Source organism: Arthrobacter sp. 05L45_2 (genome assembly GCF_056397525.1).
This window is the reverse complement of the sequence record NZ_JBFTNO010000072.1, coordinates 1-12,741: the sequence shown is the minus strand read 5'-3', so window position 1 is coordinate 12,741 and position 12,741 is coordinate 1. Positions and strand designations below refer to the sequence as shown.

Sequence of the window (12,741 nt, the reverse complement as noted above, 5' to 3'; positions counted from 1 at the left end):
GGAGTACGCAATGACCAGCACCGAATCGACCGGCACTGAGTCCCAAAGCGTCCGGGTCCTGGGCACCCTGAGCGCCACGGAGGACGGCGGGATTGTCCGGCTGGAAGCCCGAATCAACTCCGGAAGCCGGGAGGTGTGGCTGGCCCTGACCGACCCTGCGCGCCTGGCCCGCTGGCTCGGCGTCGTGGACGGGGAGTTGCGTCTCGGCGGTGTTTTCCGGGCGCGCCACTTCGCCAGCGGCTGGGAAGGGACCTGCCGCGTGGACGTGTGCGACCCCGGGCAGCGGCTGCTGATTTCTACGACGTCGCCCGGCGAGCCGGACGGTGCCATGGAAGTGACGCTCACCGCGGACGGGGACCACACCGCCGTCGTCCTCGAGGACCGCGGGATGCCGGTGGCACAGATCGCCGCCTACGGTGCGGGCGACCAGATCCATCTTGAAGACCTCGGCGCCTACCTCGCCGGCGGCGGACCCTGCGACGCCGCTGCCCGCTGGCAGGAACTCCACCCCGCGTACCAGCAGCTGGCCGGCGGCCTGGCCTAAGGGACCAGGCTCACTGGAGGTCCGGACAGGCCTGGGCTAGGCCGGGGCCTTTGGGGAATCCGCCGGCCCCGGATTCCCCTCGCCCGACTTCAGGACACGCAGCATCCGGTGCAGGCTCAGGAGGATCGATTCCACGGCGCTCGGGGCCTCGACGGGCCGGTCGTCCCCGGCGATCCGCGCCGTGAACGCGGTGACGGTGGCATCAGCCTTGGCTGCCAGTTCGGCCTGGCGCTGCGGATCGTCCTCGTCGGCGGCGCGAATGACCTCGCCCACGGTGGTCATCGCCTCCGCGAGCGGCTCGGCATGACCGTCCGGGATGACAAACGGGTTGTCCGTAGCCCAGATGACGTCCGAGAGCACCTGGGTGACGTCCTGGATATGGAACGTCAGCCGCTCAAGGTCACGCAGGTTGCTGTAGTCGGCGTCGACGTCGCGCGGATGCAGCCGGCGCCGGGGATTGGCCTGGCGGCTGGCGTCGGCCTTTTGCACAGCCGCGCGCACCGAGCGGGCGTGCGCGGCCAGGGCTTCGGAGCGGCGGGACCAGTCCTCGTGCTCCGGCGGCCAGTTTTCCCGCAGCGCTTTGCCCATGTCCACCAGCTGCTGGGACAGGGCCAGCCGCAGTTCGGCCAGGCTGAGGGCCGCGGCGCGGAAGTGCAGGGGCGGGAAGACGAGGAGGTTCACCACGATGCCGACGGTGACGCCGACGCCCATCTGGAAGAGGTAGCCGAAGGAGAACTTGTCCGGGTTGTGCCCGCCCACCAGCAGCACCAGCAGGGCGGCGGTGGGGATCCAGTCGCTGCCGGACCCGATGCGCGGCAGGCCGGCCAGGATGACGCCCAGGCCCATCACCAGCGCCACCGTCAGCGGCGTGGGGTTGCCGAGGCTAAAAAGGGTGAACGCGAGGCCGACGCCGATCGCCAGGCCCACCAGCGTCTGGACGCCCTGCCGCATTGAACCGGACACGTTCTCGTACATGGCCACAAGGGCGCCGAGGGGTGCGTAGTACGGGTATTCCGCCGCCGAGCCGGGCATGTACGGGGCGATGAAGAAGGCGATCCCTGCCGCCAGCCCCGCCTTGGTCGCCAGTTGGAGCCGCGGCCACAGTACGGCGGCGGTGACGCTTCCGGTGACGGTCCGCGCGAGCCGTCGGGCCAGGGAAGGGTGGCCGCCGGTGTCGGGGTTGGTTGCATTTGCCATCCCGGCTCACCCTAGGGCCGCGGCGTCGCTGCGACAACTGGACGAACTCCGTCCCTGGTCAGCGGGCTGCGAGGCAGGCCCTCCGGACCGCGGCGGACAGGCGCTGGGCCCGTCCGTTGGTGCGGCCCTCCTCGCTGCGCCGGGGGACGTAGCCGAACCCGATTCCGTGCCCGGGGTCGGCGAAGCCCAGGGCGGCATTGGCGCCTTCGTGGCCGAAGGCCAGGTGGCTGCCGAAGTCCCGTCCGGGCTGGGGTTTCATAAAGACCACGGCGAAGGCGTTGTCCTGTCCCGAGGAACGGTCCAGTCCCCAGACCTGCTCCTCGGCCATCAGTGAGATGGTGCGGGCCGAGAGGAAGCCGGACTTGCCGTCCACCCCGGTGGTGGCCGCGGCGTAGAGCCGGGCGAGTCCGTCCGCGGAGCCCACGCCGCCGGCGCTGCTCATGCCGCCGGCCCGGATGATGCGGTGGTTGGGCAGTTCCATGATGGTGCTCACGGGCGCATTGCTGTTCAGCCCGGCCTGGCTGAGCGGGTCGAGCCAGGTGTCGGCATCCTCCGTGTAGAGCACGGGGCGGTAGCGCGGCTCGTCTTCCGCCGGCAGTCCGAGGAAGAAGTCGACGCCGAACGGCAGTCGGATGCGCTGGTCGTAGAGCTCCTGGAGCGGGGTGCCGGCGGCCCGGCGGCACAGCTCCTCCATCAGGATGCCGATGGTGAGGGCGTGATAGCCGAACGTCCCTCCCGGACGCCAGAGCGGGGCGGCCGCCGCCAGCCGGCTGGCGGCAGCCGCCGTCGGAAACTCTGCGAGCGCGAATCCGCCTGCAATGCCCGGCAGTCCGGCCTGGTGCGAGAGGGCCTGCCGGACGGTGATCCGGCCCTTCCCATGGGCACCGAACTCCGGCCAGTAGGAGGCCACCGCGGCGTCCAGGTCCAGCAGTCCGTCCTGGACCAGCAGGGCGATGACCAGGGCCGCGGCCCCCTTGGAGCACGAGTAGGTCCCGGTGATCTCACCCGGGCCGAGCCCCGGTCCGCCACTAAGGTCAAGCACCCTGGTGCCGGCGCGGTAGACCGCAAGCTGTGCGCTGTACTCCGGATCCTCGGCCAGGAAGGAGTCGAAGAGTTCACGGACCGGCGTGAACTCCGGCGCGGCCGTCCCKCGGGACAGCGCGCGGGTGTGCGGTTCACAGACAGGACCCGGGGAAGAATTCATTGGACCACCCTAGCCCGCCGCCCCGGACACGGATCTGTCCGGGTCAGGCTGCGCCGTGTCCCGCGGTGACCTCCTCGCCGGCGCGGACCGGTCCGGGCGGTGTCCCGTCGCCGAAGGGCCGCCCGCCGAGGGTTTCCCGGCCGTGCGGCGAGAGCCAGTTCGCCAGGTCCGGGCCCTTCGGCACGATGCCGGTGGGATTGATGTCCTCATGAACGATGTAATAGTGCTGTTTGATCTGGACGAAGTCCGTGGTGTCGCCGAACCCGGGTGTCTGGAACAGGTCACGGGCGTAGGCCCACAGTGCGGGCATTTCGCTCAGCTTCTGGCGGTTGCATTTGAAGTGCCCGTGGTAGACGGCGTCGAAGCGGGCCAGTGTGGTGAAGAGCCGGACGTCCGCCTCGGTGATGGTGTCGCCCACCAGGTACCGCTGTCCGGTGAGGCGTTCCTCCAGCCAGTCCAGTGCGGTCCAGAGCCTGTCGTAGGCGGCGTCGTAGGCTTCCTGGGAACCGGCGAAACCGCAGCGGTAGACCCCGTTGTTCACTTCGGTGAAAACACGCTTGTTGACGGCGTCGATCTCCTCGCGGAGGGCCTCCGGGTACAGGTCCGGGGCGCCGTCGCGGTGGAATTCGGTCCACTCCGTGGAGAAGTCCAGGGTGATCTGCGGGAAGTTGTTGGTGACGACGGCTCCGCTGGGGACGTCGACGATCGCCGGGACCGTGATGCCGCGCGGATAGTCCGGGAAGCGGCGGAAGTAGGCCTCCTGGATCCGTTCAATCCCGAGGACCGGGTCCTTGCCGCCGGGGTCCAGGTCGAAAGTCCAGGACCGGGCATCGTGGGTGGGGCCGGGCTGGCCGAGGGAGATCACGTCTTCGAGGCCGAGCAGGCGGCGGACAATGACCGTCCGGTTGGCCCACGGGCAGGCCCGGGCCGCGACCAGGCGGTACCGGCCCGGTTCCACGGGCCAGCCGGGTTCGCCGTGCGGGCCAGGGGCGCCGTCGCGGGTGATCCGGTCCTCGATGTAATTGGTGTCCCGGGTGAATTCCGCGCCGCCGGTGACATAGGCGCCCCGGGTACTGAACTCGGTTCCAGTGGTTGTCTCAGTCATGGTCCCAGCCTATGCGCAGTCCGGCGCGGCGGGCTGGAGCGGGGCCCCGGGGGCTTAGCCGGCCTGGTGAAGCGCCTGGCCGATGAGTCCGGTGAAGACCGGGGCAATGGACAGCCAGGCGGCCCACCATGCACCTGCCACCACCAGGGTGAAGAGTCCGATCCATGCTGCTGCCGGCACCCGGGTGGACCTGGCGAGGAGGTAGGCGTCCGACGTCGAGAGGCGGGTGCGGTGCCGGGTATGCACCGCGGCGAGTTTGGCCAGGTCCCGGACGGCGGCGACCAGCAGGGCGAGGCCCAGCCCGATCATGACGTGGCCGATGAACTGGGCTGGGACGAACAGGACCAGGAGCACCGCAGCCAGGACAGCCGCCGCCGTGATCAGCACACCGATGCCGTTACGCAGGAACAGGAAGGAAAGCAGCAGCAGCAGCGTGCCGACAGACATCGCCGCCGGTCCCCAGCCGTTGACGCCGGACCACACCATGGCAGCGCCCACCACGGCCGGGACCGGGTAGCCCCAGAACGTGGACCAGACGGCCGCCAAGGGACGGCGGCTGAAGGTGGTGGTGGTGCCGGAGTGGTCCAGGCTCAGCTTGATGCCGCCGAGCCGCTGGCCGGTCATCAGGGCGGCGAAGGCGTGGCCCAGTTCGTGGGTCACGGTGGCGAGGAGGCCGAAGTACCGCCAGCTGGCACGCGGCAGGGACAGCGCGATGGCGACAGCCACCACCAGCAGGAGTTCGGTTCCGGTGACCACGGGTACCGGGGCATGGCCGAATCCGGCGATGATCCTTTGCCACCAGGTTCCGGCGAGGTCGCTGGCGGTCAGAGCCGTTGATTCAATGCTCATGTGAGCGGTGGGGCCTTTCGTGTGATGCCGTAGCTGTCAGGGCTTGCCGGCGCTGTGCCGGATGCAGTAGGGCGTCCAGGGCCTGGCTTCCAGCCGGCCCTCGGCGATCGGTCCGCCGCACACGGCGCAGATGCCGTAGGTGCCGTGCTCGATCCGGGCGAGGGCGGCGTCGATCTGGGCCAGGCCGGCCCGGCTCTGTTCCAGGAGCGCGGAGGCCTGTGACAGTTCGAAAGCGATCGTTGAACCCTCGGGGTCGTGTTCGTCGTCGACATTGGAGTCCTGCCGGGCAGCGTTCACGGAAGCGATGTCGCTGCGTAGCGCGGGCAGCAACGCAAGTTTTCGTTGGCGCTCCTCAACAAGGAGCTTCCGGAACCGTTCGACGTCGACCATAAGGTGCAAGGCTAGCGCGGCTACCTGGGCACTGCCGAACCGGCTGCCGGGCTCCCGGTTCCGGGATCCGGGGACAGGCCCTGTTCGCGGTGACGGGCCGGCCGTACAGTTTGATCAGCAGCAGAGTCAGGCCCGACCAGGGAGATGCCATGGATATGCCGGTTTCCAGCGACGGGCAGGACGACGAGCGGGCCCTCGCCGCCGTGGAGACCCACCATGCCGGGATGCTCAGACGGCTCGAGGCCCTGATTGCCGCCCTCACCCGTGCCGTGGGCGCCCGGGACACAGCAGGCGAGCACGAGGCCCATGAGGTGCTGGTCGAGTGGTGTGAGACTGAGCTCGTCCCGCACGCGCTCGCGGAGGAAGGACCCCTGTACGGCGGCGCGGGCGCCGTCCCGGAAGGCCGCCTGCTTGTGGCTGCGATGCTTGCCGAACACCAGGTGATCGTCGCGCTCGTCGAACGGCTGCGCGGTTCCCGCGGCGTGGACGCCGCCGTTGCCGCCGGCGCCATCGGCCACATCTTCGCCCTGCACCTGGACAAAGAAAACCGGCTGCTGATGCCCCTCATTATCGCGACACCGGGGCTCAGCCTTGCCGAGTCCGTGGCGGGCCTTCAGGAACTGGTGGGGGAGGCGCACATCCACGGGGAGCACACCCACGAGACTCAGCCCGGTCCCGGGCCGGCGGCACCCCCGGTCAGCGGCTGAGGCCCTCATGGACGATCTCGCGGCGAATTCCCGCCAGGAACCGGCGGACGACGATGCCCTGCTCCGCGGGCTGGCGGCTGCCCATGGGGTGGACACCTCCTATTGGGGCTGGGACGGGGCGGAGAGGTCCGTCGCCGCCGAGACCCTGCGCGGCGTCCTTACCGCCCTCGGCGTTCCCTGCACGGGGTCGAAGCAAATGCGGCTCGCCCTGGAGGACGCCGGAAAGGCGCCGTGGCGCCGGCTGCTGCCTCCCATCGTGGTAGCGCGGGAGGGGGCGGCGGCGTCGTTCCACGTCCACGTCCCGCACGGGAGCAGCGTCAGTGTGTGGATCGTGGCCGAGGACGGAGACCGGCACGAGGCCCGGCAGTTGGAGAACTGGGAGCCTCCCGTCGACGTGGACGGCGTCCTGACCGGGCAGGCCAGTTTCGCGGTGCCTGATGGCCTGGGCCTCGGCTGGCACACCATCCACGCGGACACCGCAGGACGGAGCGCCCAGTGCCCGCTGGTGGTGACGCCGGACAGGCTGCGCACCACCGCCGCCCTCGGAGGGCGCCGCAGCTGGGGGCTGACGGCACAGCTCTACTCCGTCCGGTCCGGGCGGTCCTGGGGCATCGGCGACTTCGCGGATCTGGCGGAGCTGGCCGCGGTGGCGGGTGCGGAGGGAGCCGGGTTCGTCCTGGTGAACCCGCTGCACGCCGCCGAACCGCGGCCCCCGGTCGAGGACTCCCCGTATCTGCCGGCCACGCGGCGGTTCTTCAACCCCCTGTACATCCGGGTTGAGGACATTCCGGAGTACGCCTACCTCGAGCCGGGCGCACTCGCCGAGGCATCCCGGCTGGCCGCCAGCCAAAAGGCTGCCAACACACAGGCGGAGCTGTTGGACCGCAATTCCAGTTACGCGGCGAAGCTGACTGCGCTGGAGCTCATGTTCCGTGTCTGGCGGGGCCCGGGCCGCTCCCGATACTTCAGTGACTTCTGCCGGGAGCATGGCCGGGGTTTGGACGACTTCGCGCTGTGGTGCGCGCTCGCCGAAACCCTGGACCCCGGGGCTGCCGAGTGGGCCGGAGACGCCGTCTCCCCGGATAGCGCTTACTGCGAAGGACAACGCGTTGCGCTCGCGGACCGGATCGACTTCTACCGCTGGCTGCAATGGATCTGCGACCAGCAGCTGGAATCGGCCCAGGACGCCGCACRCCGGGCCGGCATGGGCCTCGGCATCATCCACGACCTCGCAGTCGGGGTGAAGCGCGGCGGGGCGGACGCCTGGACCCTCGCCGGTGTCCTGGCCCAGGGCGTCACGGTGGGCGCCCCGCCGGATATGTTCAATCAACAGGGCCAGAACTGGACCCAGCCGCCCTGGCACCCGGCCCGGCTCGCGGAATCCGGCTACGCCGCCTACCGCGACATGTTGCGGACCGTGCTGCGCCATGCGGGCGGCATTCGGGTGGACCACATTCTCGGCCTGTTCCGGCTCTGGTGGATCCCCGAGGGCGCAGGGCCGGACCAGGRAACGTACGTCTACTACGATCACGAGGCGCTGATCGGGATCCTAGCCCTGGAGGCCCAGCGTGCCGGGGCGGTGGTCATCGGGGAGGACCTTGGCGTGTTTGAGCCCTGGGTGCGGGACTATCTGGCCGAGCGGGGCATCTTCGGCACCTCGATTCTGTGGTTCGAGCACGACGACGACGGCCCGCTCGTCCCCGAGCGGTACCGGCCGGCGTGCCTCACGAGCGTCAACACCCATGACCTGCCGCCGACCGCGGGCTACCTGGCGGGTGTGCACGTAGCCCTCCGTGAGTCTCTCGGACTGCTGCGGCGACCTGTCGCGGAGGAACGGACCGCGGATGCCGCCGAACAGGAGGCCGTGCTGGCTTTGGTTCGGGAGCGCGGGCTGCTGCCGGCAACGGGGGAGGCAGGGGAGCAAGCCACCGTCGAGGCGCTGTATGAGTTCACCGCCCTGACGCCGTCGTCCTTGCTGGGGGTGGCGCTGGTGGACGCCGTAGGGGAGAGCCGGATCCAGAACCAGCCGGGAACGAGTACCGAATATCCGAACTGGCGCATCCCGCTGGCGGGGCCCGACGGCGTCGTCCTGATCGAGGATCTGCCCGGTGACGAGCGGTTCCGGTCCCTCCTCCAAACAGTCCAGCAGGCCCTCCATCCCGCCGCCGGTCAGCCAGTGCCGGAAGGCTATTAACCGGCCTGCAACAACGCCGGACGGACCGGCGGAGGCGCTGCTGCCGGGCCGGTTCCCGCGTGTCGTTGCGGGGTGCGGTTCCGGGGTGATAATTTCTCTTGCCAGCGCATTTCAGCGGACATTCCTGGCCCCCGTTTCCCCCTGACCGGCGCATCACCGCGCACCAGAAAGGCCGCAATGGCGCTGCTGCTTCCTGACACCCTGCCGACCCTTCACACGGTCACCGGCAGGTTTGTCCTGGCACCGTTCACACCCCTCGACGTCGAGCCGCTCGCGCGCCTGCTGGCCCGCGACGAAATCTGGTCGCAGGGCTTCAGCGACAGTGAACCCCGGCCCGCGGGGGAGCGCGCCCTGAACGCTTTCGTGGACCGCCGCTTCGCCGGGCTGCAGGTCTTTTCGGTCTATCAGCAGCTTCCGCTGGGCCAGTCCAGATTCATCGGGACAACCGGGATCACCGAGCACGACGCCTGGACCGAGCGGGTGAAAATCGGCCGGACCGTCCTCGATCCGGATTTCTGGGGCGCCAAGGTGAATCACGAAGTGAAAATTTCCCTGCTCGACTGGCTGTTCTCCAGCGGCGCCGGCCGGGTGGAGTGCGACGTTGATGCCCGCAACCAACGGTCCCTGGCCTCGCTGGTACGGTTCGGTTTTACGGCCGAAGGGACCCGACGGCGGTCCTCCCGAAACGTCGACGGCATGTGGCGGGACTTCGTCATCCTGTCCATGCTGACTGAAGAGTGGGCCGACGTGCGGCCCCGTGCCCTGGCGTCCCTGACAGGGCACATGCCGGCGGACCTGCTCGCCGTCTAGCGGCCGGCCTACGGTTCTGTGACTAAGGCTCTGGGACTACGCCTCCGGGACTACGGTGTCGCCGTGACGGTGTGCCACCCGCCACTGGCCCGCCTCCCGGCGGTACACCTGGGTAGCCCTGAGGGTATAGGTGCGCGGGGTGCCGTCAACCTCCGCGGAAATGTGCTCCAGGCCCGCCGTATAGGCCATGTCGCCTACGACGTCGTATGACAGAACCTCGAAGCTGTACGAGGTGCAGTTCGAGAAGCTCTTCTCCAACGCGCTAAACAGCTCATCGAGTTCGCTTACACCCTGCGCGTTGCGCCACGCCCCGAGGACACTGACGGGTTCCGTGCGCGACCAGATGCGCCGCCGCGGTCCAGCATCCCCGCTGTGCAGTGCAAGTTCCGCCTGGTGGAGCGCTGACTCCACCCAGACCAGGAAATCCTCACGGTCCGTCATGGTCCAAGTATGCTCCCGGGCGGGCGCGAAAGACCGTTGACGGCGTCGGACGGGAAGCGTAAACCGGGAATTGCCGGTTCAATCGCGGGCCGCAACTTGCGTGCCTGCAAGTGCAGAGGAGCACGAAATGGCTGTCGCAATCATCATGGAATTCAAGGGCGCCACCTTGGCGCAGTACAACGAGGTCAACCAGAAAATGGGCCTCACCCCGGGCGGACCCGGCCCGGAAGGGTCCATTTCCCACTGGGCCGCCGAAACGGATGGCAAGTTGCTCATCACCGACGTGTGGGAATCCCGCGAACGGTACGACCAGTTCGCTCAGGAGAAGATCGGGCCGCTCAGTATGGAGGCCGGCTTCCCGGCACCCCCGACGACCACCTATTACGAGGTCGCCAACTATTTCACGGCCAACGTCTGAGACGCGGCTGCCGTTCTCTCGGCGACCGGGACGGAACGAGGCCGCTTCGGTGGGAGTCTGAGGGCGAACCCGGAGTTAGCTTGGATAGCAAAGAAAAGGCCCCTAGAATCCGTGGATCCTAAGGGCCTTTCTCATTGTGCGCGGAGGGGGACTTGAACCCCCACCCCCTTTCGAGGACTAGCACCTCAAGCTAGCGCGTCTGCCATTCCGCCACCCGCGCAGGTGGTATTTCCGGGAAGAATTTCGCCTTTCAGCGTTTTGCTTTTCTCGGAAGCAGCGAGAAAGACTCTACACGAAGTTTCCGGAAACAAATAATCGGGGCCAATGGGTAGGCTGAAGCCAGTACTGAGCCACTGCGACGAGGAGCGATATGACTGACATTCGGCCCGAAGACGAGGTCGTCCGGATCTGCCAGGAACTGATCAGGATAGACACATCCAACTTCGGCGATGGGTCCGGCCCGGGGGAGCGCGCAGCCGCCGAGTACACCGCAGGGCTCATCTCGGAGGTAGGGCTGGAAGCCGAGATCTTCGAATCCGCCCCGGGCCGCGCCAGTGTGGTCACCCGGCTGGCCGGGGAGGACCCGTCCGCCAGCGCCTTGGTGGTTCACGGCCACCTCGACGTCGTCCCTGCCCTCCGTGAGCAGTGGTCCGTGGATCCCTTCGGCGCCGAGCTCAAGGACGGCCTGATCTGGGGCCGCGGCGCCGTGGACATGAAGGACATGGATGCGATGATCCTGTCCGTCCTGCGGGACTTTGCCAGGACCGGCCGCAAACCCAAGCGGGACCTGATCTTCGCATTCTTCGCCGACGAGGAAGCCGGCGGCAAGTACGGCGCGGGCTACGCCGTCGAACACCGCCCCGAACTCTTCGAGGGCGCCACCGAGGCGATCTCCGAGGTCGGCGGGTTCTCCGCCACGATCGGGGGCCAGCGCACCTACTTGCTGCAGACGGCCGAGAAGGGCCTTTCCTGGCTGCGGCTGGTGGCCCACGGCCGCGCCGGTCACGGATCGCAGATCAATACTGACAACGCCGTGACCCGGCTGGCCAGCGCCGTCTCTCGGATCGGCGAATACAAGTGGCCGGTGGAGCTGACGCCCACCACCCGGCAATTCCTCGACGGCGTGACGGAACTCACCGGGGTGGAGTTCGACCCGGATGATCCCGACAAGATCCTGAAGGAACTCGGCACCGTGGCCCGCTTTGTCGGCGCCACGCTGCAGAACACCACCAACCCCACCCTGCTCAAGGGCGGCTACAAGCACAACGTCATCCCCGAATCGGCGGAAGCCCTGGTGGACTGCCGGACGCTGCCCGGCCAGCAGGACCAGGTCCTCGAAATTGTCCGGGACCTGGCCGGCAGCGGGGTGGATGTGAGCTACGTCCACAAGGATGTCTCCCTCGAGGTGCCGTTCGCCGGAAACCTGGTCGACTCCATGATCGACGCCCTCCACTCCGAAGACCCCGGTGCGAAGGTGCTGCCCTACACGCTCTCCGGCGGAACGGACAACAAGGCCCTCAGCCGGCTCGGCATCACCGGTTACGGCTTCGCGCCGCTGATGCTGCCGGACGAGCTCGACTTCACGGGTATGTTCCACGGCGTGGACGAGCGGGTGCCCGCGGACTCGCTGAAGTTTGGCGCCAGGGTGCTGAACACCCTGCTAAGCAACTACTGAGCGGAAGAACAGCGTATGTCCCTCTCCACGACCTCCCTGGAGCAGATCCTTCCCGATGCCCTGCTGGAGCGTATCCGCAGCCGTGCGGCCGGCTATGACAGTGAGAACACGTTTTTCACCGAAGACCTGCGGGACCTAGCGGACGCCGGCTACCTGAAGATCTTCGTCCCGGAGGCCGACGGCGGGCTGGGCCTGGGCCTGGCCGGCGCCGCRCAACTGCAACGGCGGCTGGCAACGGCGGCCCCGGCCACGGCGCTGGCGATCAACATGCACCTGGTCTGGACCGGCGTCGCGCATGTGCTGGCCGCCCGCGGTGATTCGTCCCTGGACTTCGTCCTGCAAGAGGCGGCCCAGGGGGAAATCTTTGCCTTCGGCAATTCGGAGGCCGGCAACGATTCCGTGCTCTTCGACTCCCGTACGGAGGCGACGCCGCTGCCGGACGGCAGCTACGGGTTCACCGGACGAAAAATCTTTACGAGCCTCTCGCCGGCGTGGACCCGGCTGGGGATCTTCGGCAAGGACGCAGCGGCCCGGGACGGCGACGGCGAGCTGGTACACGGCTTTATTGACCGCGAGACTCCCGGGTACCAGATCCTGCCCGACTGGGACACCCTGGGGATGCGGGCCAGCCAGTCCAACACCACCGTCCTCAAGGGAGCTGTGGTGCCGCCGGCCCGTATTTTCCGCAAGCTCCCGGTCGGTCCGAACGCCGATCCGCTGATTTTCGCCATCTTTGCCTGCTTTGAGATCCTGCTGGCCGCGGTATACACGGGGATTGGCGAGAGGGCACTGCAGTTGGGCGTCGAGGCGGTCAAACGCCGCACCTCGTTCAAGAACGGTGGCCGCAGCTATGCCCAGGATCCGGATATCCGGTGGAAGGTGGCGGAGGCTGCGATGGCCATGGATGCCCTCTACCCGCAGCTGGCCACCGTCGCCGCCGACGTCGACGCCCTCACGGACCACGGCGGACAGTGGTTCCCCAAGCTCGTCGGGGTCAAGGTGCGTGCCACCGAGACCGCCCGCACCGTGGTGGACCTGGCCATCAGGGTCTCCGGGGGATCGAGCTACTTCCGGGGTTCGGAGCTGGAACGGCTTTACCGCGATGTCCTGGCGGGTATGTTCCACCCGTCGGACGACGAATCAGCGCACGGCACGGTGGCGTCGGCATGGCTGGGTCCCCTGGAGTCCTAGCCAGCTGAGCCTAGAC

Annotated in this window: 13 protein-coding genes and 1 tRNA gene; 7 read left to right on the top strand and 7 right to left on the bottom strand. The window is 68.4% G+C overall.

The genetic code is table 11. The annotated features are described in order from the left end of the window. Positions 1-544 (top strand): SRPBCC domain-containing protein (locus tag AC1DHD_RS07830; protein ID WP_476879168.1); only part of this gene is annotated, 544 nt, incomplete at its 5' end. A gap of 36 nt (positions 545-580) precedes the next feature. On the opposite strand, the gene AC1DHD_RS07825 is transcribed toward AC1DHD_RS07830, so the two are convergent. From AC1DHD_RS07825 to AC1DHD_RS07805, 5 genes are read right to left on the bottom strand one after another with little or no spacing between them, the layout of a single operon-like run. Further along, complete coding sequence (locus AC1DHD_RS07825) at positions 581-1,741, bottom strand: FUSC family protein (protein ID WP_476879167.1); 1,161 nt, start codon at positions 1,739-1,741, stop codon at positions 581-583. Positions 1,742-1,799: 58 nt separating this feature from the next. After that, positions 1,800-2,945: a serine hydrolase domain-containing protein gene (locus AC1DHD_RS07820; RefSeq protein WP_476879166.1), complete on the bottom strand. Its 1,146-nt coding sequence runs from the start codon at positions 2,943-2,945 to the stop codon at positions 1,800-1,802. Between the two features lie 43 nt (positions 2,946-2,988). After that, on the bottom strand, positions 2,989-4,050 hold the full coding sequence (locus AC1DHD_RS07815) for a glutathione S-transferase family protein (protein ID WP_476879165.1): 1,062 nt from the start codon (positions 4,048-4,050) through the stop codon (positions 2,989-2,991). Between the two features lie 54 nt (positions 4,051-4,104). Continuing rightward, positions 4,105-4,899 (bottom strand): M50 family metallopeptidase, encoded by a 795-nt coding sequence (locus tag AC1DHD_RS07810; RefSeq protein WP_476879164.1) that lies wholly within the window; start codon positions 4,897-4,899, stop codon positions 4,105-4,107. 36 nt (positions 4,900-4,935) lie between these two features. Then, positions 4,936-5,289, bottom strand: coding sequence for a TraR/DksA family transcriptional regulator (locus AC1DHD_RS07805; protein ID WP_476879163.1), 354 nt, complete (start codon positions 5,287-5,289; stop codon positions 4,936-4,938). A gap of 149 nt (positions 5,290-5,438) precedes the next feature. Here AC1DHD_RS07805 and AC1DHD_RS07800 point away from each other — a divergent pair, with 149 nt between their 5' ends. The 3 genes from AC1DHD_RS07800 (at position 5,439) to AC1DHD_RS07790 (ending at position 9,000) form a co-directional block, all read left to right on the top strand. Next, positions 5,439-5,996 carry a hemerythrin domain-containing protein gene (locus tag AC1DHD_RS07800; protein WP_476879162.1) on the top strand — a complete coding sequence of 186 codons (558 nt, stop codon included), beginning with the start codon at positions 5,439-5,441 and terminating at the stop codon, positions 5,994-5,996. Between the two features lie 7 nt (positions 5,997-6,003). Next, positions 6,004-8,190 carry a 4-alpha-glucanotransferase gene (malQ, locus tag AC1DHD_RS07795; protein WP_476879161.1) on the top strand — a complete coding sequence of 729 codons (2,187 nt, stop codon included), beginning with the start codon at positions 6,004-6,006 and terminating at the stop codon, positions 8,188-8,190. A 177-nt stretch (positions 8,191-8,367) separates the two neighbouring features. Continuing rightward, on the top strand, positions 8,368-9,000 hold the full coding sequence (locus AC1DHD_RS07790; RefSeq protein WP_476879160.1) for a GNAT family N-acetyltransferase: 633 nt from the start codon (positions 8,368-8,370) through the stop codon (positions 8,998-9,000). Between the two features lie 36 nt (positions 9,001-9,036). Here AC1DHD_RS07790 and AC1DHD_RS07785 read toward each other — a convergent pair whose 3' ends face one another. After that, the gene (locus tag AC1DHD_RS07785) at positions 9,037-9,441 is read right to left on the bottom strand and encodes a nuclear transport factor 2 family protein (protein WP_476879159.1); all 405 of its coding nucleotides are present in this window, start codon (positions 9,439-9,441) and stop codon (positions 9,037-9,039) included. Positions 9,442-9,568: 127 nt separating this feature from the next. Between AC1DHD_RS07785 and AC1DHD_RS07780 the strand changes: the two genes are divergently transcribed. Continuing rightward, entirely contained in the window at positions 9,569-9,859 is a 291-nt protein-coding gene (locus AC1DHD_RS07780; protein ID WP_476879158.1) for a hypothetical protein, read from the top strand. Positions 9,860-9,996: 137 nt separating this feature from the next. Here AC1DHD_RS07780 and AC1DHD_RS07775 read toward each other — a convergent pair. Further along, positions 9,997-10,079: transfer RNA gene (locus AC1DHD_RS07775), tRNA-Leu, on the bottom strand. 150 nt (positions 10,080-10,229) lie between these two features. On the opposite strand from AC1DHD_RS07775, the gene AC1DHD_RS07770 reads away from it, so the two are divergent. Together AC1DHD_RS07770 and AC1DHD_RS07765 are read left to right on the top strand one after the other, a co-directional pair. Next, positions 10,230-11,534 carry a M20/M25/M40 family metallo-hydrolase gene (locus AC1DHD_RS07770; RefSeq protein ID WP_476879157.1) on the top strand — a complete coding sequence of 435 codons (1,305 nt, stop codon included), beginning with the start codon at positions 10,230-10,232 and terminating at the stop codon, positions 11,532-11,534. 15 nt (positions 11,535-11,549) lie between these two features. Beyond that, positions 11,550-12,725, top strand: a complete 1,176-nt coding sequence (locus AC1DHD_RS07765; RefSeq protein ID WP_476879156.1) for an acyl-CoA dehydrogenase family protein — start codon at positions 11,550-11,552, stop codon at positions 12,723-12,725. Positions 12,726-12,741 lie beyond the last annotated feature (16 nt).